This is a genomic window from Falcatimonas sp. MSJ-15, assembly GCF_018918265.1.
GTDB lineage: Bacteria > Bacillota > Clostridia > Lachnospirales > Lachnospiraceae > Falcatimonas.
This window is the reverse complement of the sequence record NZ_JAHLQC010000029.1, coordinates 1-20476: the sequence shown is the minus strand read 5'-3', so window position 1 is coordinate 20476 and position 20476 is coordinate 1. Positions and strand designations below refer to the sequence as shown.

The window sequence follows — 20476 nt, the reverse complement described above, 5'->3', positions numbered from 1 at the left end:
ATGCACATGTAATACCAATATCAGGAAAATCATACAGATTAAAAGACCACTTAAAACAAACAGACTAATTGTACATTTTTATATAATATTTTTTGTACATTAAGTCTTGACATTTTATATTTGAGGCTCTTTTAAGCCATAACTAAACAAAAAAAGAAGAGAGCCTTGCTGATGGCTCTCTGCACCAGAGAGAATCAGTTGGATTTTAAGGCGAGCGAATCAACTGGAAACTGTATTGAAGGGTGGGAGTTTATCATTGTGCAAATTTTGTTTCAAAGCAGATTTGAGGAGATAGTCAATGATAGAAAATATGAAGATAGAATTTGGCAGAACATCAGATATTGATTCATGGATGCGATTGGTGAGAAAAGTAAGTTGGAATTTTCCGGGATTAGAGACAGAACAGAGTATAGATGAATGCAAAACAATATTTTTAATGAAAAAAAGTTGCATAAAAAATATTTAATGGTATAATAATGATAAGTAAAGAAGAAATGTGACTTGGAGGAATGAGCCATGATTATAGAGGTAAGAGCAAAAAATTGTTATGCATTTGAGAATGACATTACATTTTCGATGAAAGCAGACATGCGAAATAAAAAATTTGGAGCAAATGTTCATAAAGAGAATAATTTTAATGTGCTTAAAACAGTAGGAATATATGGACCAAACAATGCGGGAAAAACATGTCTAATCAAGTGTATTAGAGCAATAAGGAACGTACTTTTAAATAAGAAGAATGATCTGATGCCTAATATATTTACTGAGAGTGATGTATGTGAGTTGGGTGTTACGTTTATGGCATCTGGAAGAAAGTTTTCGTATGATTTTAGGTATGATGCAGGAAAAGAAGAATATATATATGAATCATTTTCTGAGATATTCAAAGATCAATATAACAATGAAAAAGAAGTTTGCTGGTTGAAAAAGGATACCATTAGCGAAATATATGAATGCATTGATGAAGCCGTGCAAACTATGATGTCAGTAGTTTCTAAGAATAATTTGCTATGCTATGTAGTAGATACAAGTAAATTTGAACATGTCAACGAGATGAAGCAGATTCTTGTCGGATTTGTAGAAAAAATTGATATCATCAATATGAATAACATACCTATACAGCACACAATTGAACTCATGAAAAATAAGAATCAGTTACAGCAAAAGGTTGTTGATTTTATAAAAAATGCAGACCTATATATGGATAATTTTGAATATGTGGATATGGATAAGATACAACTAAAAACTGGTGAAGGTGATGAAAAGCCGGATGAGAAAGTGCTTGATATTCCGGAGAATATTATGGATCAGATTAGGTTAGTTTCCACATATAAAGGCGTTCATGTACCAAGTATGATGTTTGATTCCACAGGAACAAAGAAGATTGCAGCTATTGCCAGTTATGTTATTGAAGCACTTGAACAGGGCAGAATTTTGGTTGTGGATGAGTTGGATAGCAGTATTCATTTTAAGCTTACCAGGGCGATTGTTGCAATGTTTAATAATGAATTGAATACAAGTGCACAGATGATATTTACAGTACATGATATTAATCTTATGGACTGTAAGAGAATGTTCCGGAAAGAGCAGATTTGGTTTGTGCACAAAGATGAGGAAGGTGTATATGTATATTCACTTGCTGATTTTACTGCACAGCAGGGAGTGAGGGATACAACGGATGTTATGGAAAAATATAGAAAAGGTGCACTTGGTGCTTTACCTGATCCTGAATTGATTAACTCTTTGCTTAGTATTAAAGGTAATGTACAGGGGGATGATGCCGATGCCAAATAAACTCCCTAAGTTTTTAGATAATCACAAAATCTGCATTATCTGTGAAGGCAATGAGGAATATGAGTATCTAAAACGATTAAAAATTTTAAAAGTATAGAATGAGCAATATGATATTTCATTGGTCAATGCCGGTGGAAATGGAAATATCCCAGCGAGGTATCAGGACCGATATCAAAATGGAGCAGATGAACTTGTGCTTGTGTTCTGTGATACAGAAAAGAAGCCACACGAGCAGTATGAGGACATTAAGCGTAAGATTAATGAGTTTCATGGTGTGGATAGTGCAGCGAATGAAGTGATTATATTTGGTAATCCTTGCACAATGCAGATTATATCTAAGCATTGGACAGATGAAAATTTGAAATCTCCTGCTAAACCGGTAAATGCTCCTTTGATTAAAAAATATACCGGAGTTGAAAATTACAAAGGAAGAGCAGACCAGATTCGGGAAGTTATGGAACATGTTACTGCGGAGAATTATAAAAATATGAGTCAGCGAGTGAAAGATTTGGATTCAGATGATTCTGTTACTGGTAGCAGTAATTTTGGAAAGTTCATAAAGCTGTTTGAGAGTGATGACAGTGGGTGGATTGAGGAGATTAATGAACAAATAGAGTAGTATAAGGAGAGTACAAAAGTTATATTATGGACAAAGTAAATGTGATAAAACAAAATTTGGAGTTCATAGGTAAAACGTGGATGAAGTGTATTGGTACATTTGCAAGTATATTATCGCTTTTCTTTTTGTTTTGGACTTGGGATGATATACGCATTACGTCAACACAATATAAATGTGTGATAATAATATTATTATGTGTGCTTGCGCTCATACTTGCAATTCTATGGACGTGTATTTTTAAGAGAACAAAGACAATTTGGGAAAGCCCATCTGGGAAAATAAAAGTATGTTATTCTGATATTATGAAAGATGGGTTTGACAAAAGGAACAAGGAAGAAAAGTTATTTGTAATTCCGGTTAATTCATGTTTTGACACTATTGTAGATGAAGATATATCAACATGTTCAAAGCCATTGGTATCACCTAATTCGTTACATGGAAGATGGATAAAAACAATGGTTAATAAGGGATTTACTATAGAAGAAATAGACAACAAGATATATAATTGCTTGGAAATGCAAATTATAGTGCGTTTTATGTTTCGGAACCATTTAGTGAAAATAATTTAGGGGCAAATTCAACACATGATTTTGTTTACTACAATATGCTAAGAATGTGGAGAGGAGAGGATAATAGTTTTCCCTTTAATGATGCACATGATAAGACATATAATGTGCGAGATGATAGTGATTGGGAAAAGACTCTTAAGCCTAGACTTCATACAAGACTTGACTATTCTAAGAACATTATTTTATTTTTAAGTTCCATTACTGCCAATAGTCGTGCATTGAGGGAGGAAATGAATTACGGAATAGGTACAAAAGGTTTACCGGTAATTGTAATTTATCCAGATTACGACAAGAAGTCCGATATAGTTGATAGTAATGGAAATTTCAAGAAGCAGATTAAAGATTTGTGGAATAAGTTGCCTGCTTTCCGTGATAATATGTCTTCTGTGGCTACATTACATATTCCGTGTACTAAGGGGCTTATTACGTCAGCATTGAAAGATGAAGATTTTATGGTAAATACAATGGCAGATGCTAAAAGATATTTTTATAAATTGTAAACAATGGCATTTTGAGAATGACGAAACTTGTGGTGGTTGCAAAATGCTTGCAAAAAATCATAAAATAATGAAGAATACATAGAATATCAAGAATGATTATACAAAATATAGTAATATAAAACTTAGTTAGACACAGTATATAGTTTCTGAAATTAAGTTTGAATAATCTACGAGCAGTGTAAATAGAAAAGAAAGATGGACGATACAAGCTTGCTTGTGAGAGTCTATCTTTCTTTTTCTATTTATTCGGCGACAGCCGAACATAAGGATCAAGCGAAACAAAATCCGAATGAACACTGCGAGATTTTATGACATTTGTTTTATCAAATGGCTCTAGAGTGGTTCTGTTTGTGGGGAGAGTAATGAGTTGGAGGTATAGTAATGGATAATCTAGAAGTAAAATTTTATGATACAGTTAATGATGAACTATTAAAATTTGCAGTAATTATTTCACAGAGTAAAGGCAAGTGGGTTTTTTGTAAACACAAAGAAAGAGATACATACGAAGTGCCGGGAGGACATAGAGAAGCTGGAGAGGATATTTTTGAAACAGCTAAAAGGGAGTTGCAGGAAGAGACTGGAGCTATCAAATTTGAGATAAAACCAATATGTGTATATTCGGTGGCAGGTAAGACTAGAGTAAATGATACCGGTGAAGAAACATTTGGACTGCTTTGTTTTGCAGATATAACAGAGTTTGAGAAAGAATTACATAGCGAGATGGAGAAAGTTGTGCTTATGGATGAGTTGCCTGAGAACTGGACATATCCGTTGATACAGCCGAAATTGATAGAAAAGTATTTACAGATAAAAAAATAATTCTATAATTGGTACAACAGTAACAGTCGATAGGTCATTAAGAAGTTATCATCCAGAATATAAAGATATGTATTAGCCTATAAATTATGGTTATATTGAAAGCGTTATGGCACCAGATGGAATGACTTTTTCAAAGGAAGAAATCAGGAGACAGATATCAGGACACACCATATTCATGTTGTAAAATGGGAAGGAACTGAGTGGAAAAAAATTAGTCATATTGTAAAAAAAGTATTGACTCCGACGTTACGTAATAGTTTATGCTTAGAATACCAAGTTAAAGATAGGAGGAAATATTAATGATGACAGTGCATGAAGTGAGCAAGCTTGCCGGAGTGAGTATACGCACTCTACAATATTATGACAAGATTGGTCTTTTACATCCGACGGGATACACTGATGCAGGTTACAGACTGTATGACGATGCAGATTTGGAACGCCTTCAACACATACTACTGTTTCGTGAATTAGAGTTTCCACTTAAAGACATCAAGGCAATTATAAATAGTCCTGATTTTGATAGAAGCAAAGCTTTGGAACAACAGATAGAACTGCTTAGGCTTAAAAAGGAACATATTGAGAACTTGATGAACTTTGCACTTGGAATAAAATTATTAGGAGTGAAACATATGGACTTTAAGGTTTTTGACAGAAGTAAGTTGGATGAATATTCAAGACAGGCAAAAGAATTATATGGTAGCACACCGGAATACAAAGAAATGGAAGAAAAGCAGAAGAATCGTAGCGAGGAAGATGAGAAAATCTTAGCAGATAGATTCATGCTTTTATTTAAGGAGGTTGGAAAAATAAAGAATAGTGACCCGGCATCCGATGACGCACAGAATCTTGTAAAAAGAATACAGGATTATATTACGGAAAACTTATATACTTGCACAAATAAGATTCTACGTGGACTAGGAAAAATGTATTCAGGTGGTGGAGAAATTACAACGAATATTGATGTTTATGGTGGAAAAGGTACAGCAAATTTTGTATCAGATGCAATAGAGATATATTGTGATAATGCAGAAAAAATGGAGGCTTTATCTAAGTAGAACTCATGACAATTACAATTTGAGCCTTTGTATATCACACTCCCACGAGCAGATTTTATCTGCCCGTGGGAGTATTTTTTTAACTTAGTGATTTAGCTTACAGTAGTTATGATACAAAATATTCAATCTGACAAAAAAACTAATCCATCAACTTACTACATTGATATCCACTAGAATATACTTTATGGTAATCAATGCCAAAGTTACGTTGACAATACATAAGACAACTGATACTGCTTTTTTCAAACGCATCTCGCCATAAATCTCATAATACTGCCAGCTAATAGTCATAATGATGGAGATGACTTGCTTGAGAAACAATCGCAGTAAATTGCGATTGTTATTGAGGAAAAGGGGGAGATTGTGTTATTATTTAATATAAGTAGATAAAAGTGGAGGTCTTAATGAAAGTATTGGTAATGAATTGTAGTCCTGTAAGAAATGGGGCAACGGCAGAAATTGTTAATATAGTTACTGCTTGTCTGGAAAAGAAATATGATGTTAAAAGTATATGTATTGATGATTATGATATAAAATTTTGTAAAGGATGTAGAACCTGTCATAGTACAGCCAAATGTGTACAAAAAGACGATGTTGATATGATAATTGAGCAATATGAATGGGCTGATATAGTTATATCTGTGTCTCCATCATACTGGGCAGATGTACCGGGACAATTCAAAGTTTTTATTGATCGATGCACTCCGTGGTGTAACACACATGAACCACATGCAAAATTAAGTAGTGGCAAGAAAGGATATGTTATCGCATTAAGAACTGGACCTAGCATGAAGGAATGTGAGAGAATTATTGCAACCATAGAACATTTTTATGGACATATGGAAATTGAATGTTGTGATAGTCTTGGTTTGTGTTCGGTAGAATATAAGGAAGATTTGGACTGTAGGAAAGAAGAAATTATAGAATTTTGTAACCGGATAGAGTAAGTGTTTTATTGTATCTCACAAATATTTCAGAAAGAGTTAGGATAGGTGGTAAAATTGACTTGAAAAGCTACTTTAGAGGCGACGGAGATGGGACGACCGTTATATGAAAAATATGGATTTGTAAAAATGGAAGATGAAATGGAGCTGATCAAATGACAAGAGTTTATTTCGTGCGTCACGCACAGCCGGAACACGATTGGGAAGAAGACAGGACAAGACCTTTGACGGAAGAAGGCAAGAAAGATTCTGCAATTGTTCTGGAATTTTTGAAGGATAAGAAAATCGATGCGTTTTATTGTAGTCCGTATAAACGTAGCATGGATACCATTGCAGGGGCAGCAGATTTTTTCACAAAAGAGATTATAACAGATGAGAGATTGAGGGAGCGTGAAAAGGGACCTGATGGAAACAACCACGGAATGTTCCGAAAACGATGGGCTGACCATAATTATCATGAAGAGGGTGGAGAGTCTATTGCTATGGTGCAAAATCGTAACATAGAGGCACTGAATGAGATTTTATCAGATAATACGGATAAAGATATTGTTATAGGAACCCATGGTACTGCCCTTAGTACGATATTGAATTTTTATGATAGTAATTTTGGCTGTGAAGATTTTCTGCGAATTATTGACTGGATGCCATATATTATCGAATTGGATTTTGAAAACAGTTGTAACGCAACCTGTGTTCATGAGAAAAAATCAAAAACGGAATCTGAATGTCCGATTTACAGTTTTAAGTTGATTGCCAAACAGGAACATTGTTATATAGAGAAGGAATTTAAGGGTAAGTAGCGTGCGGATAAAAATACTGTTTTATTTATGGAAGGATTGTAGTTATGCAATATGCAAGAAAATTGAGAAAAGGCGACAAAGTAGCAATTGTAAGCTTGTCAAGTGGAATGCTCGGTGAAGAATTCTGCAGTCATAATATTGAGATTGGCGTAAAGAGATTAAAAGAATATGGTTTGGAGCCGGTATTTATGCCTAATGCTTTGAAGGGGATTGAATATTTGCAAACTCACCCGCAAGCAAGGGCGAAAGATCTAAAAGATGCGTTTTTGGATAATTCTATTTCAGGGATTATTTGTGCAATTGGTGGTGATGATACATACAGACTTTTGCCTTATCTGATGGAAGATGAAGAGTTTATAAAGGCGGTAGAGGAGCATCCAAAATTATTTACAGGATTCTCAGATACTACTATCAATCATTTAATGTTTTATAAACTGGGCTTGTCTACTTATTACGGACCAAACTTTATTTGTGATTTGGGAGAAATTGCAGATGAGATGTTACCATATACCAAAAGGGCATTTGAGAGTTATTTGGAAGGTAATGAATCTGATGAAATTATATCCAGTGATACTTGGTATGAAGAAAGAGAAGATTTTTCAAGAGCTGCAATAGGAACAAAAAGAAAAGCTCATAAGGAAGAACGTGGGTTTGAACTTCTCCAGGGAAGTGAAATTTTCCAAGGAGGATTATTAGGTGGATGTTTGGAAAGCCTTTATGATGTATTGACCAATAGCAGATATGAAGATGAAAAGGAAGTTTGTGAAAGATATGATCTGTTTCCAAATAAGGAAGAGTGGATTGGGAAAATTCTATTTATAGAAACCTGCGAAGAAAAACCGACTCCTGAATTGTTTGAAAGAGAAGTGTTATTACTGAAAGAAAAGGGAGTATTCGACGTGGTAAATGGTGTATTAGTTGGAAAACCACAGGATGAAGCTTATTATCAGGAATATAAAGATATTCTTATTAGAGTGATAGATAATGAGAAACTTCCGATTGTTTATAATGTGAATTTCGGACATGCTATGCCACGATGTGCGTTACAGTATGGTGCTGTTGCAAAGGTAGATATGAAGCAGAAAAAGATTTATGTGAATAGGTAGGAACGAATATTATGGCTGTATCATATAACAAATTATGGAAATTATTAGTGGATAAAAAAATGAGCAAATCTGATTTGCGTAAAAAGGCAGAAATTGCTCCTAACACGATGACAAAATTACGTCGTGATGAAGAAGTAAGTCTTACAATCTTAAGTAAGATATGTAAGACTCTAAATGCAGATTTTGGCGATATTGTGGAATATGTACCGGATGCGGAAATTTGGGATTTGTATGATGAAAATAGGAAACTACTTGGGAAGGACCATGTTAGAGGTGAGCAGTTACCAATAGACGGATATCATCTTGTGGTACATGTTTGGATTCGCAATTCAAAGGGAGAGTATTTGATATCACAGCGTTCTGCAAACAGGCCAACATTTCCGCTGATGTGGGAATGTGTAGGTGGCTCGGTTGTAAAGGGCGAAGACAGCCTGCAGGGAGCGATCAGGGAAGTCAAAGAAGAAGTTGGTGTTGACTTAAAGCCTGAAAGTGGACAAGTTCTTTTTACAAAGACATGTAAAATCATAGAGGGTAAAATCTTTAATGATATTTTAGATGTGTGGTTGTTTGAGTATGATGGAGAGATCGATTTGAGTAATGCCACAACGGATGAAGTGGCACAAGTTGCTTGGATGAACAGAAGTCAGATAAAAGAATTGTTTGATGCGGATATGTTTGTGGATACATTGGAATACTTCTTTACGGAAGTGGATAAATAATAAGTTGTGACAAATTTAACGTTAGTAAGAAATGCCTTTTGACATAGAAAGAAAAGTGGTAAATTTGCGAAAGGAGTTTGTTGAATATGAAAGATAATTCAAATTATGAAATTATTGAAAATGATGCTGAACTTAAAAAATTATGTACTGATTCAGTAGAATTAATAAATTACGCAAGAAATATTGTACAGATAATGACTTACTATTCATTAGGTAGATGGATTGTGGAAACACAACAAATGGGAGAAAATTTTATTTGACATATAAAGAACGAATAAGCGAAACGGTGTTTAGCCTTTTTGCAATTGAAAAAAGTGAAACAGTGTTTAGCCTTTTTGAAAAAGAGCCACCTTTTATTGTTTCGTGGTCGCATTATTTACAGTTAATGCGCATAGAAAATGAATCTGAACGTAGCTTTTATGAAATTGAATCGGCAAAAACAGGATGGGGAGTTCGTACTTTGCAGCGACAATATAATTCCAGTCTATATGAGCGTTTGGCGTTGAGTAGAGATAAAGAAGGTGTTTTACGCCTTGCAACAGAGGGGAATGTTATTGCAAAACCAGAGGATATTATAAAGCAGCCTACAGGTGAATGGATGGAGTGACTTAAATGATAACAGATAGGAGAAAGTGAATGTTTAAGATTGCAATATTACAAAAACGTGCCATTAATGCACAAATAGATAAAAATATTGAAAGTATCATTATAGCAATGAAAGAGGCTTCGGAAAAACATGCGGATATTCTTTTGCTGCCAGAATGCTTTGTTACAGGATATGATTTGCCTATGTCATATGAAAAAAGTATTGCAGATGATGATATAAGAATTGCTAAAATATGTGAAAATGCTAAAAAATATAAAATAGGTGTGGTACTTACTGCTTTTACAAAAGGCAATAAGCAACCGCAAAACTCAGCCTTTGTTATCAATAAGTCGGGTAATATATTGATGAAATACTCTAAGGTGCATACCTGTGATTTCGCAGATGAAAGAGATGTTGAATCAGGGAAAGAATTTAAGGTGTGTGATTTTGAAGGAATACAATTAGGTATTATGATTTGTTATGACAGAGAGTACCCAGAAAGTGCAAGAATACTGATGTTAAAAGGAGCTGAGGTTATTCTTGTCCCAAATGATTGCGGTTCTATGCAACCAAGAATCAGGGCACTTTCTACAAGAGCTTATGAAAATATGGTTGCAGTTGCTATGGCAAATCCGAATGGAGATAATGCTGGATGTTCCTGCGCATATAGTCCAATTTGCTGGGATAGAAACGGAAAATGTGTTGATAACACAGTTTTGCTGGCTGATGATAAAACTGAGGGGATTTTTTATGCGGAGTTTGATATGGAAGCTATTAGAGAATATAGGAATCGGGAAATGTTAGGAAATACATTTCGTAAGGTAGAAGCATACAGTCAGCTGTTAAGTAAAGAAATCAAGGAACCATTTATAAGAGATGAACAGAATAGATAAGCCAAGGGGAGAGTGCTTTATGTCGGTAGAGTTAAAAAGAGAAAGTGTGTGTTGATAAGAATGTAACAGAGATGGTTGACGAATCATTGGGTGGTTACACATATGATCATATAGAAAGATTTAAATATAAGAAATAGATGAAATGAAGATTGCAGTATATTTGAGTCATATAGGATCTGCATTGGCTGGAAGTGATGTGATAGACGCAAATTGGCTTACGGGTGCAGATAAATTTATTATGTTCGGTTCAGCCACTTCTTTGGACAGCAATGCGACGGATGGAAAGTTTGTTATTCCAACAGCGGCTTATCGAGAATAAGGATTGAGTTATCATTACGCTGCACCGATAGATTACATAGAGATTAAGAATGCAAAAGCAGTGAATGCAATTTTTATGAATGGAATTTGTATGATTTTCTTGCAACAGGAGATGTATTTGAACAGGCGGTGTATGATATTTCGGGACTTGTAGATGCAAATCATAATATGGACAAATTGTATATTGCCATTGAAATTGCAAAGAGAATTTGAAGAGAAGGGAAATCGAAGTGGCGCTCCCAAAGGAGCTTTCAAGGGAATGTCAGATTGAGATTGTAAGAAGGTGATGGAAATCCCCATGCACACATTATGCTGATCATGCGTGGTATCAAACCTGATGGCACATGGGCACAGAAGGAAAAGAAGATTTATGCCCTTTATAAAGTATATGAAAGATATATGCTTTGTTAAAGGCAGAAAATGAATAGCGTTTTTGAAACCTCTTAAACAGAGGTTCATTTGTCGTACAATAAAACAGTTTTGAAACATAAAAAGGTAGTGCATCACGAGGATATAAGATATAATCATAGGTAAGGCTGTTAAATTGAAAATCTACAGTTATTGTCTAGAGGGACGCGACTAAGTTCAACACGGAAAAATCGGTGTGCAGTTCGAAGAAAAGGGTAGATTAATTAAGAGGGAAATCCGCTTTTTCTTCGCCCTGACGCCGATTGTTTTAGATACTGTTTACCATTTTTACAGAAAGGATATAAGATATGGAGATTAACGAAAAATTAAAACATTTAACAGAGACGCAAATTGAAGAAGTTGTTACTATGTATATGGATAAATCAATCAAAATATCGGATATACTTAGTAAATATAATATAGATGTAAAACCTGGGGGATTATTGAAGATTTTACCACCAGTAAGAACTAATGATGTATGCGTGATTTGTGGAGATTTCTTGTATAAAAATATAGAAGCAAGAACTACATATTCGTATAGTGGTGAACAGAGTGATAGGTTTTGTTTGAATTGTGGTCACAAAGAGTATGCAAATAATGGGTGGAGAAGAAAAAAGTGCGATTGTAATGGTTGTAAAGCTATTGAGATGATGGAGTATGAGCGCAAGAAAAATGAAATCAGAAAAACATATGAAAAAGAAAATGATAGAATTGATTTTGCAGAACTAATTCTCGCAGATCAGATTAAATTAATATATTTGTTGTTCAATAATTCGTTTCATAATACTTCACAGATTGCACCAATGGAAGTGAAAGAAAATTGGATAGAATATATTAATCGGATGATTGAAATCAAAGCAATATCCGTATCACCAGAAAGTGAAATAGAAGCTTTTTGTGAAGAGGATTTTCCTAATAAGTATTATGTAGCTAAGGTTGAATATGATGTAAATGTCATTTTTGATGAAACTACATTGCATAAAATTAACAATAATACGTATTTTTTGGAATGCAGTGAGGAAAAGGAATTAATTTCATTATTTAAACAATATATATACAATGATTTGATTATTAGATTTGAAGAAATGTTGGAAGCCAGAAGGCTTCAATTACATATTTCAGAGAATGCTAATAATAGGTTCATTGAATTGATAGACAAAATAAGCTATACGCAAATATTGGCTTTGTGCAATCGTGTTGCTGTATTTTTCTCAGATAAAGTTTTGATTGGAGATATGACAAAGAGTGTTGCGAAAAATGCTGTATTGTTGAATGTTTCAAAGTTTTATGATAGGGCGGTGGAATCGGAATGGACTTTGAACCATGCTGAAATTGATTATGTAGGTAGAGAATTAAGATTTTTCATTGAGAAGGTATTGAATAAAGATATTACAATATTGAAGGACGTAGCTTCAGTAGAAAACTTGAAAAATTGGAGTAAACGAGAAATAGATTATAGTAAAAGAATTGGCTATGCAGAAGATTAGTGAGGTGATACACATGTCCACAACATTTACAGAAGCAGATTGCGAAAATTCCATAATAGAGTTATTTCAAAATATGGGATATCAATATGTTTACGAACCAGATATCGAACGGGATTTCTATAGTCCATTATACAATGATGTGCTTGTAGAATATATACATAGACTAAATCCTTCTCTACCAGAGGAGGTCATTTCTGATGCAATGTACAAGTTACAAAATTATGCAAATGGAGACATTGTGCAGAAAAATGAAGTGTATATGGAATATATTCAGCATGGCATTCCTGTCAGATATACGGCAGATAGCTGGTTTTAAAAGATACTCAACAGAGCGTGTAATGAAGTCATTGGTGGGCGAATTCACACAAAATGAGAAATGGTCTGTTAAGGGGAAAATCATGGGCGAGTGCTGGTATAAGGATTGTTGTGTGTCGGAGCATCCTGATAGTCTGAGGTGTGGCAAGCCTGAGATTGTAGATGGGGATGATGAGAAGATGAAGATGTTGATACAGTCGGAGAAAGTACAAAGAGTGATTGGAGAGGAATTTCACAGGGGCAAGCATTTATGTGGGCTTGGGGTATGGCTGTTTTGCTCAAAATAGGGAACGTTTACTCGAAATTGAGATTGATTAACATAATAAAATCAATTTCGTATAGGTAGACCAAACTTAGATAGCTTTGACAAGAACAGACAGTCGCAGAATAAGAAAAATACACAGCCAGCTATGATACAATATGAATAAGTGTTTGTTATTGGATAAGGAGTTTACGATATGACTGATGATGAAGAAAAAGCAATAAATGAATTTTATACAAAAGAATTTCCAGATACGATGTCATTTGATGCTATTTCTGCAAAGCTGGATACGTTGAACAATTATCCGAATATACAGCAATTGAGACGTATCTTTTGTGATAACTTGGTATTTGCCTTAACAGAGGGGTATGTAAAATATGATGATGCATCTCTGGTAGCATATGATGGTTCATTACTTAAGCTTGTGTATGAAAATATTGAGAAGTTAGATAAAGACTTTTATTTTTACTGGGCATTCTATTACTATTTGAAGAAACAGTATAAAAAGTGCAAAGACAATATACATAAAATCTGTAGTGAACAGTTAAAAGATGGTATTTTGAACGAGGATGGGGTACTGGATTTCTTCTTAGTTCCTTTCAAAAACGCTCCTGCTGAAATCTGGAATTTTATCACAGACGAAGTAAAGAGTGTGAAGTCAGAGGAGGGAATATCAGAGTTCTGTGATTTGATCTCTCTGTATTATCGTAGCAATGATAATGATGCTGTGGTAGATGCTCTGCTTTCATTTATTCAGAAATATCCTAACTACAAATCTCTAAACGAGATGCTGGGATATACTTATTACAATATGTCAATGTGGAATAATGCGATAGCTTGCTTTGAAAAGGTCGAGCAGGAGTATTATTTTTTCATGGCGGATATTTACTGGATGTTAGCATGGTCTAGTGGAAAGATTAAAAATTATGCTGATGAAGAAAAGTATTACCGGCTGAGTTACGAGCTTGCTCCAGAGGTACAGTTTACTTTGAATAACCTGGGGTACTCTTTATACAAACAGAAAAAGTATTTACAAGCCAAGGATATTTTCCAACAATGTTTAGATGAAAAGAAAGACTTGTCATGTGCAGCTAATAATTATGTGCGTGTGCTGATAGCAATAGGCAGGAATGCAGATGCAAAGAAATTTGTAAATTCTGGAGAGTTTAAAGTAGCGAAAGCCATTCGAGACAGAGTAAAAAAGCTGGATAGTCATAATGCACGATTAGAGAAGAATGATGTAGTTGAGCCAGATCCAGACGATGCTGACAGCACAGAAAAACTTACCATTGATATTGGTGTAAAAAGACAGCAGTTTTCTAATGAAAAGCTGTTAGAGGATGAACTGACAGCTAGGATTGAAAATGGTATGTCAGTATTTGGTATGAACCTTAAAGTGTATAAACGCAAAGGTGAGTATGGAAGACAATATATTATTCCTGTCGGAAGGCTAGATTTATTGTGTGAAGATACTGTTGGAAACCTTTATGTTGTCGAACTGAAGAAAGATAGTGGTTATGATGATGCATACGAGCAGACAGCTCAGTATCTTGATTGGTTTGAGAAAAGTGAAAAATTCAAAGGTAAAAAAGTGTATGGGATTATTTGTTTGAACAATCCATCACAGGAGCTTATTTCCAGAGTACATGCTGATAAGCGAATGAAGTTGTTTGAATATCAGATATCTTATACAGAGTTGTAAATTGTTAAATAAAATCGGGGGAGTTACCAATGCGGTAGCTACCTTTTTACGTGTTTTAATATTCTCTGCTATGTTTTTTTAGATAGTCTGCTTTGTACGAAGGGATGTTTGATATCATGATATTGTAAATAAGCAAATACCTCTATAAACAATAAGATTTTTAGTGTTTTTATTTGTAATTTATTCATGTAATACCTCCAAGTCAACAGTTGTTCTATATTCACGTTGTTCTTTTGCAGATAGAATAGCTAGAGCATCTATTGATGCTTGTTTCATAATTTAATACATTTTTTATAGTTTGTCATTTTCTTTACTCCATGTGTGTTTTAAGGTTGATTATATCATATTATATAGCAAAAATAAAACGTGTAATATAACATAAATTATATTTTAAGTTGTCGTATAAAAATGAGAAATTTCATAAGCTATAGGGGTAGGAGGACTGGCTTATGGAGCGAAAGTATTTCGAGGAATATAAAAAGTTAGGGTTAAACATAGCCTATTATCGAAAGGAACAGGGATTGTCACAAATACAGCTTGCAGATGAGATTGATATAAGCAGAACACATATGTCTCACATAGAAAATAATGATTGTGCAGTATCGCTTGATGTTATTTTCAGTATTGCAAAGGCTTTGAATATTCCTGTTGCTAAGCTGTTTGAGTTTCGGTAGAATGTGTTATAGAAAAAAGTATTTATATGATGGCTTAGATAGTGAAAATGAATTTGTCAGAAAATGAATATTGTAAATAATGGTGGCGTATGCTATACTATGCCTAGGTAAAAAATGAGATTAGTGTCTAAGTTGGCACAAAACGAAACCCCGCGAATGGCAGTTCGTGGGGTTTCTTTAGGCTAATTGTCACTGTTTTTTCCGTCTAGCTATTTGCAGATATAGTGGCAGATTATACCTGCTATGACGGAAAACAAAAATGAGATTAGTAGCTCCAAGTCAGCCCCCCCTTTCCGTTGTCGGATTGGGTAGTGACAACATACGAATTGTATCATAATCTGTCGGTTGTGAGAAGATGAAGTTAAAAAATCGGATGTTGTATGTGGCTTTGAATGGGGAGTATCTGCTTTGATGAGTTGAGAATTTGGTGAATTTATTATATACAAGAGGTGAAAAATGTATCGTACAGTTATTGAACTTAAAAAAGATGTTGAAGAAAATACTTTGCGACAGCTTAAAAGCTTAATTGAAAATGCTTTTTCAAACAGAGAGGGGACGGTTGTAAATATCAGTAATAAGCCATTTTGTTTTGAATTTGCTGGTGCAGAAAAGGAATATGGATGTTTGGAAATTGGTTTGCTTAATTTAAAAAGAGAAAAACTTTTTTGGAAATATGTTAATACATGGAAATGGATTGATGAGTATGAACCCGATGAAAGCTGTGATGTTATTGAAGAATTTTCAAAAATCGTGCGATGAGTATTAGATGGCTAAACGCAGAGGGGAATGTGTTGTATTGGCAACACAATACACAAGATGGGAAAGTAAAACCGCGATTATTTTTTCCTTTATCGCTTGGAGTACATTTTGAGCACAATATTTTCATGAAAAGAAAAATAGGGACACCAAAACGCAAATTAAGAACCTTAACGCACAGGAAATAAACAGAAAAACGTTAATGCAAAGTGCTGTGTGCCGAGTTTGAATAAGGTAAAAATAGCGGGAAGCCAGTGTTTATGCGGCTTCCCGTTTTCTGTGCTTGCAGTTTTTAAAAGAAATAGGGAGAAAACATTTGATAAAAGTTATCATTTTAGGTAATCGGTTCCCCAATCACACATGGCATCAAGAATAGGAGCAAGCGTCTGACCAAAGTCAGTCAATGAATATTCTGTTTTGGGTGGAACAACTGGATATACAGTTCTATTAATCAATCCATCTTTTTCTAATTCTCGTAATTGTTGGGCAAGCATTTTATCGGTTGCCTTTGGAATTCTTTTGTGAATTTCACTATAGCGTAGAGTTTGATTCATTAAATGCCAAAGAATGACCGCTTTATATTTTCCTCCGATTAATTGTATAGTAGCTTCAACGGGACAATTAAACGTATTTTTACATATTGATTTCATGATAAACAACTCCTTACTTACTTTTTGGATAGTATATACCTAAAAAGTGCATTCTTGTCATTTTGATTGCTTGAGATATAATTATAATACAGACCGGTCGAAGATACAATAGAAAGGCAGGAATAGTGAAATGAATTTTTTAGATATTGCAAAAACTCGTTATTCTGTCCGTAGTTATAAGGATAAGAGAGTTGAAAAGGAAAAACTGGAACAGATATTAGAAGCTGCGCATGTAGCTCCAACAGCAGCAAATTTACAACCTGTAAGATTATTGGTAGTTCAGGAAAAAGAAGGGTTAGATAAGATTAGCAAAGCGGCAAACATTTATAGTGCTCCGCTTGCAATTATTGTTTGCAGTGATCATTCAATTGCATGGAAAAGACCTTTTGATAATAAACAAACGACTGATATTGATGCATCAATTGTTACCGATCACATGATGTTGGAAGCTACTGAATTGGGATTAGGAACTGTATGGGTATGTTATTTTAAACCTGATATTATAAAAAAGGAGTTTGAATTGCCTGATACACTTGAACCAGTCAATATATTGTTGATTGGATATTCTGATGAAGAGCCAATGCCTTTAAATCGGCATAGAAAAACACGTATTCCTTTATCCCAATTAGTTTCTTACGAAATGCTTGGAAATTAATGTGTTAAAAATCAATGAGGGGTTGTCTTCGAGATGACAGCCCCTTAGAAAAATAAGTGTATGTTTATAATGATGAACTGTTAATCACTTTAAATTGAGATAATAACAGGTTTTTTCTTTAATTCTTATATGTTATCTTAGAATTGATTTTTGAGATACGTCTTTTCCAAATTACAAATTGAATTACCCATACAATTATAAAAATCGCAAAGAATATTGCAAAGTAGCATAATACACCCCTAACAGAATGCTCCATCCACTCGCATACATAAGCAACTGTCATCATAAGAACTGTAACAATTGCGAAATAAACGCTTGTTTGTTTTAAAAGGCTCCAATCATCTTTTTCCCATATAAGAGAACTTCCAGCAAAGCCAGCACCTAGAAGAACACTCAATATTGTCTGAACAATGACTGCTGTAATTTCATTTCCGAATTGTTTTATCAGGCTTGGTACACATGGATAAAAATTACCATCACCCAAGGAAATTGAAATGCCTATGGTAATTAGATAACAAATTACAATTCCACCTAACAATCCACCTACAATTCTGCTAACTAATTCTTTCTTCATAAAGCTCACCTCATAATCCTAATAGTTTTTTGATTTTAGAAACATATCTTCTGTAAACATAACTTACATCTCCATTAGACAATTCCATACAAATTGTTCCTACAAAGCTTAAATCAAGGTTCTTAACTTTTTTTAGATTAACATTTTCTGAATTAGATATCCTTACAAAAAGAGTATCATCTAATCGTTCCTCTAATTCATAAAGTCTTAATCGAAGTTGATAGAGGCGAATCGGAAGTTGCTGGCAGAGAACGAGAAGGCTCAAAACACCTTCAAAGAAGCCGTGACAAAGACAGAGGACGCTAAGAGAATACTTGCGCAGGCAAAGGCATTAAATGATACTTTTGATAAGTGTGTCAGGGATAAGGTAAGCCATGTAAAGCGGAATATGGAAGCTGATATGAAAGGCAGGTTGCAGACCGCCCTTCAAAAGCAGACTGTAACACTAAGCACCTGGACATGGGTATTTTGTTTTATCTGTATCATACAAACGGGGTATATCCTTTTTATGAATAAGGATATTGCCAAAACGATTCCCCAGTGGTTTGCAAACCGCTGGAATAATGGTTGTGATATAGCTGAAATGATTGTCTGGTTGTATCAATGGTGTTATGGCTGCTTGACCAATTATATGCATCCTTATGTTGTGATTGGCATTATGATTCTTGCTTCTGCGGGGATTTTGATAGGAGGATTTTTTCTATTCAGAAATGTATTTGACCGGATTGATGAGAAGTGGCATGACCGCTGGCAGTATTACAAAGTTATCGGAGTAAAAAGCTTAAGAAAAGCGGTGACGGTTGCTTTGTGTATTGTCAGTATTACCTTTGCATTGATTGCAGGAATGTGTATTCCGCTGGATATCAATGTGGTAAGCTGGTGGATTTGCTTTTCTGTTGGACTAAATCTTATGTATCATAGTTGTTGTAAGCGTAGCTGTTAAGCTGTAAAAAGGTACTCCCACGGGCAGATAAATCTGCTCGTGGGAGGGTAATGTACAAATGTCCAAACTGGAATTTAGCGTTCACTCATATATTGTTTTATTTCATCAGGCGTCAATTTTCGTACTTCTGTGTGTGGATATTCTTTATACTTTCCAGCACTAAACACAGGCATCATTTGCCTGCATTTCTTGTCTTTATTCTTTTTCAAAAATAGATTTAACTCATCATTCCCTGGAAATATTTTATAAGATAATCTTCCTTTATTGTTCTCTATCTCATAAATGCCACACACACTTTTCGTTGTATAGTCCGCTGTTCGCAAATATAGTTTTGCAATTTCCAATGACTTAAAAGGAAAATTCCATCGTTGCAATCCTCTATTTGGGTCATGCTCGATACAAATGCACCGTCCACAAGTTCCACAAATATATTGAGTGTGGTTCTCCAAACAGTCCAGCGGATTTAGTAAAGGCGTTATTCTATTTTCATCAGAGTAACATTCCTCACACACTTTTCTTTTCACTCCTTATAAAATTCAAATTTATCTAACTGTTTTATGAATTAAAATCTACTGATTGTAATGATACAACACTTCTTTTCCATGCCTTTCAGCATACTCAATTTCTTTTTTCACAGATGTTCCAATATAACCATCCATATTTACAACATATATTCCATCACTTAAATCTATTTTTCTGTAATGAGCATCTGCAAGTTTTAAAAGTTCATCTTCAGTTGGAACAATATTATCTTCACAATAAACACATTGTAATATATTATATCCTTTGCTTATTTCAAGGTCATAAGCAATTTTTTTCATATCTTCGGCAAATTTCATGCTTCCACAAATTGTATAAGTTTTCACCCAATCACCTCATCAAATTCAAATAAACGCGTGCTTTTATAGCTCGCCTCTCAAACGTGCTTCTATATCAGATGCCGTGTATAACACATCCGTTACAATTACCCTTTCGTCATGGATTGTGTAAAACACTGAATAATTATCGACGAGCATTCTACGCAACTCCATTCTCTTTTCCGGCTCAGAATCCATAATCCTAAATCGTTCCGGGAAAGTGTCTAATGTAAGTATTTCATCAGCAATGCGATTATATTGCCCCATTGCATTATCCGGAGCAAGCAAATCTATAGCAATATAATTGTATATATCTTCCATATCCTGCAAAGCTTCTTTTGTAATATCTACCTTATATTGCTTCATTAATGCCTCTCTCTAAATGCCACAAACGCACTAGCTGCATCCTCAACATTTCCTTTCTCTATATCGGCATATCCTTTTTCTAACTTTTGATGAATCTGTGTAGCA

The 20476-nt window shown here is 34.5% G+C and carries 30 protein-coding genes and 2 pseudogenes; 26 read left to right on the top strand and 6 right to left on the bottom strand.

What is annotated here, in order from left to right; genetic code table 11:
• The first annotated feature begins 298 nt into the window (after positions 1 to 298).
• The 24 genes and pseudogenes from KQI85_RS15780 to KQI85_RS15680 all read left to right on the top strand — a co-directional run bounded on the left by KQI85_RS15780 (position 299) and on the right by KQI85_RS15680 (position 16329).
• Complete coding sequence (locus KQI85_RS15780) at positions 299 to 466, top strand: hypothetical protein (protein ID WP_216576992.1); 168 nt, start codon at positions 299 to 301, stop codon at positions 464 to 466.
• Between the two features lie 50 nt (positions 467 to 516).
• Positions 517 to 1794 (top strand): ATP/GTP-binding protein, encoded by a 1278-nt coding sequence (locus KQI85_RS15775; protein ID WP_216576991.1) that lies wholly within the window; start codon positions 517 to 519, stop codon positions 1792 to 1794.
• Positions 1795 to 1912: 118 nt separating this feature from the next.
• Entirely contained in the window at positions 1913 to 2413 is a 501-nt protein-coding gene (locus tag KQI85_RS15770) for a hypothetical protein (protein ID WP_253293935.1), read from the top strand.
• 26 nt (positions 2414 to 2439) lie between these two features.
• Positions 2440 to 2982, top strand: coding sequence for a macro domain-containing protein (locus tag KQI85_RS15765; RefSeq protein WP_253293934.1), 543 nt, complete (start codon positions 2440 to 2442; stop codon positions 2980 to 2982).
• The gene (locus tag KQI85_RS15760) at positions 2919 to 3482 is read left to right on the top strand and encodes a TIR domain-containing protein (protein WP_216576990.1); all 564 of its coding nucleotides are present in this window, start codon (positions 2919 to 2921) and stop codon (positions 3480 to 3482) included. Before KQI85_RS15765 ends, KQI85_RS15760 begins: the two co-directional genes overlap by 64 nt.
• A gap of 381 nt (positions 3483 to 3863) precedes the next feature.
• Entirely contained in the window at positions 3864 to 4301 is a 438-nt protein-coding gene (locus tag KQI85_RS15755; RefSeq protein ID WP_216576989.1) for an NUDIX domain-containing protein, read from the top strand.
• A gap of 299 nt (positions 4302 to 4600) precedes the next feature.
• On the top strand, positions 4601 to 5356 hold the full coding sequence (locus KQI85_RS15750; protein ID WP_216576988.1) for a MerR family transcriptional regulator: 756 nt from the start codon (positions 4601 to 4603) through the stop codon (positions 5354 to 5356).
• Positions 5357 to 5760: 404 nt separating this feature from the next.
• Positions 5761 to 6303: a flavodoxin family protein gene (locus KQI85_RS15745; protein WP_216576987.1), complete on the top strand. Its 543-nt coding sequence runs from the start codon at positions 5761 to 5763 to the stop codon at positions 6301 to 6303.
• A gap of 170 nt (positions 6304 to 6473) precedes the next feature.
• The gene (locus KQI85_RS15740; RefSeq protein WP_371820687.1) at positions 6474 to 7100 is read left to right on the top strand and encodes a histidine phosphatase family protein; all 627 of its coding nucleotides are present in this window, start codon (positions 6474 to 6476) and stop codon (positions 7098 to 7100) included.
• Positions 7101 to 7144: 44 nt separating this feature from the next.
• On the top strand, positions 7145 to 8206 hold the full coding sequence (locus tag KQI85_RS15735) for a S66 peptidase family protein (protein WP_216576985.1): 1062 nt from the start codon (positions 7145 to 7147) through the stop codon (positions 8204 to 8206).
• 11 nt (positions 8207 to 8217) lie between these two features.
• Positions 8218 to 8418: pseudogene (locus KQI85_RS17085) on the top strand (helix-turn-helix domain-containing protein); the annotation flags it as partial.
• Positions 8401 to 8925 carry an NUDIX domain-containing protein gene (locus KQI85_RS15730; protein ID WP_371820689.1) on the top strand — a complete coding sequence of 175 codons (525 nt, stop codon included), beginning with the start codon at positions 8401 to 8403 and terminating at the stop codon, positions 8923 to 8925. The pseudogene KQI85_RS17085 and the gene KQI85_RS15730, both read left to right, overlap by 18 nt.
• 86 nt (positions 8926 to 9011) lie before the next feature.
• On the top strand, positions 9012 to 9185 hold the full coding sequence (locus tag KQI85_RS16730) for a hypothetical protein (RefSeq protein ID WP_253293933.1): 174 nt from the start codon (positions 9012 to 9014) through the stop codon (positions 9183 to 9185).
• Positions 9182 to 9532 (top strand): DUF1016 N-terminal domain-containing protein, encoded by a 351-nt coding sequence (locus KQI85_RS15725; protein WP_253293932.1) that lies wholly within the window; start codon positions 9182 to 9184, stop codon positions 9530 to 9532. Before KQI85_RS16730 ends, KQI85_RS15725 begins: the two co-directional genes overlap by 4 nt.
• A 29-nt stretch (positions 9533 to 9561) precedes the next feature.
• Positions 9562 to 10404, top strand: coding sequence for a carbon-nitrogen hydrolase family protein (locus KQI85_RS15720; protein ID WP_216576983.1), 843 nt, complete (start codon positions 9562 to 9564; stop codon positions 10402 to 10404).
• 142 nt (positions 10405 to 10546) lie between these two features.
• Complete coding sequence (locus KQI85_RS15715; protein WP_216576982.1) at positions 10547 to 10723, top strand: hypothetical protein; 177 nt, start codon at positions 10547 to 10549, stop codon at positions 10721 to 10723.
• Positions 10724 to 10809: 86 nt separating this feature from the next.
• A complete protein-coding gene (locus KQI85_RS16860) occupies positions 10810 to 10935 on the top strand; it encodes a hypothetical protein (protein ID WP_256448237.1) in 126 nt (41 codons plus the stop codon).
• Between the two features lie 84 nt (positions 10936 to 11019).
• Positions 11020 to 11133: pseudogene (locus KQI85_RS17080) on the top strand (MobA/MobL family protein); the annotation flags it as partial.
• Positions 11134 to 11438: 305 nt separating this feature from the next.
• On the top strand, positions 11439 to 12617 hold the full coding sequence (locus KQI85_RS15705; protein WP_216576981.1) for a hypothetical protein: 1179 nt from the start codon (positions 11439 to 11441) through the stop codon (positions 12615 to 12617).
• Entirely contained in the window at positions 12604 to 12933 is a 330-nt protein-coding gene (locus KQI85_RS15700; protein ID WP_216576994.1) for a type I restriction endonuclease, read from the top strand. Before KQI85_RS15705 ends, KQI85_RS15700 begins: the two co-directional genes overlap by 14 nt.
• Before the next feature lie 22 nt (positions 12934 to 12955).
• Positions 12956 to 13219, top strand: a complete 264-nt coding sequence (locus KQI85_RS15695) for a hypothetical protein (protein ID WP_253293931.1) — start codon at positions 12956 to 12958, stop codon at positions 13217 to 13219.
• A 171-nt stretch (positions 13220 to 13390) separates the two neighbouring features.
• Positions 13391 to 14896, top strand: coding sequence for an endonuclease NucS domain-containing protein (locus KQI85_RS15690; RefSeq protein ID WP_216576980.1), 1506 nt, complete (start codon positions 13391 to 13393; stop codon positions 14894 to 14896).
• 449 nt (positions 14897 to 15345) lie between these two features.
• A complete protein-coding gene (locus KQI85_RS15685; protein WP_216576979.1) occupies positions 15346 to 15570 on the top strand; it encodes a helix-turn-helix domain-containing protein in 225 nt (74 codons plus the stop codon).
• A 456-nt stretch (positions 15571 to 16026) separates the two neighbouring features.
• Positions 16027 to 16329, top strand: coding sequence for a hypothetical protein (locus KQI85_RS15680; RefSeq protein ID WP_216576978.1), 303 nt, complete (start codon positions 16027 to 16029; stop codon positions 16327 to 16329).
• Between the two features lie 326 nt (positions 16330 to 16655).
• Here KQI85_RS15680 and KQI85_RS15675 read toward each other — a convergent pair whose 3' ends face one another.
• Entirely contained in the window at positions 16656 to 16976 is a 321-nt protein-coding gene (locus tag KQI85_RS15675) for a helix-turn-helix domain-containing protein (RefSeq protein WP_216576977.1), read from the bottom strand.
• 130 nt (positions 16977 to 17106) lie between these two features.
• Here KQI85_RS15675 and KQI85_RS15670 point away from each other — a divergent pair, with 130 nt between their 5' ends.
• The gene (locus KQI85_RS15670) at positions 17107 to 17631 is read left to right on the top strand and encodes a nitroreductase family protein (RefSeq protein WP_216576976.1); all 525 of its coding nucleotides are present in this window, start codon (positions 17107 to 17109) and stop codon (positions 17629 to 17631) included.
• A gap of 118 nt (positions 17632 to 17749) precedes the next feature.
• Here KQI85_RS15670 and KQI85_RS15665 read toward each other — a convergent pair whose 3' ends face one another.
• Both KQI85_RS15665 and KQI85_RS15660 read right to left on the bottom strand, forming a co-directional pair.
• Positions 17750 to 18205, bottom strand: a complete 456-nt coding sequence (locus tag KQI85_RS15665) for a DUF3021 domain-containing protein (RefSeq protein WP_216576975.1) — start codon at positions 18203 to 18205, stop codon at positions 17750 to 17752.
• Between the two features lie 10 nt (positions 18206 to 18215).
• Complete coding sequence (locus KQI85_RS15660; protein WP_371820686.1) at positions 18216 to 18470, bottom strand: LytTR family DNA-binding domain-containing protein; 255 nt, start codon at positions 18468 to 18470, stop codon at positions 18216 to 18218.
• Between KQI85_RS15660 and KQI85_RS15655 the strand changes: the two genes are divergently transcribed.
• On the top strand, positions 18444 to 19148 hold the full coding sequence (locus KQI85_RS15655; protein WP_216576974.1) for a hypothetical protein: 705 nt from the start codon (positions 18444 to 18446) through the stop codon (positions 19146 to 19148). The genes KQI85_RS15660 and KQI85_RS15655 overlap by 27 nt on opposite strands.
• A gap of 74 nt (positions 19149 to 19222) precedes the next feature.
• On the opposite strand, the gene KQI85_RS15650 is transcribed toward KQI85_RS15655, so the two are convergent.
• The 3 genes from KQI85_RS15650 to KQI85_RS15640 are packed head-to-tail and all read right to left on the bottom strand — an operon-like array spanning position 19223 to position 20371.
• The gene (locus tag KQI85_RS15650; protein WP_155881269.1) at positions 19223 to 19660 is read right to left on the bottom strand and encodes a hypothetical protein; all 438 of its coding nucleotides are present in this window, start codon (positions 19658 to 19660) and stop codon (positions 19223 to 19225) included.
• Positions 19661 to 19717: 57 nt separating this feature from the next.
• Positions 19718 to 20014 (bottom strand): hypothetical protein, encoded by a 297-nt coding sequence (locus tag KQI85_RS15645; protein WP_256137153.1) that lies wholly within the window; start codon positions 20012 to 20014, stop codon positions 19718 to 19720.
• Positions 20015 to 20050: 36 nt separating this feature from the next.
• Positions 20051 to 20371, bottom strand: a complete 321-nt coding sequence (locus tag KQI85_RS15640) for a type II toxin-antitoxin system RelE/ParE family toxin (protein WP_216576973.1) — start codon at positions 20369 to 20371, stop codon at positions 20051 to 20053.
• Between the last annotated feature and the right edge of the window lie 105 nt (positions 20372 to 20476).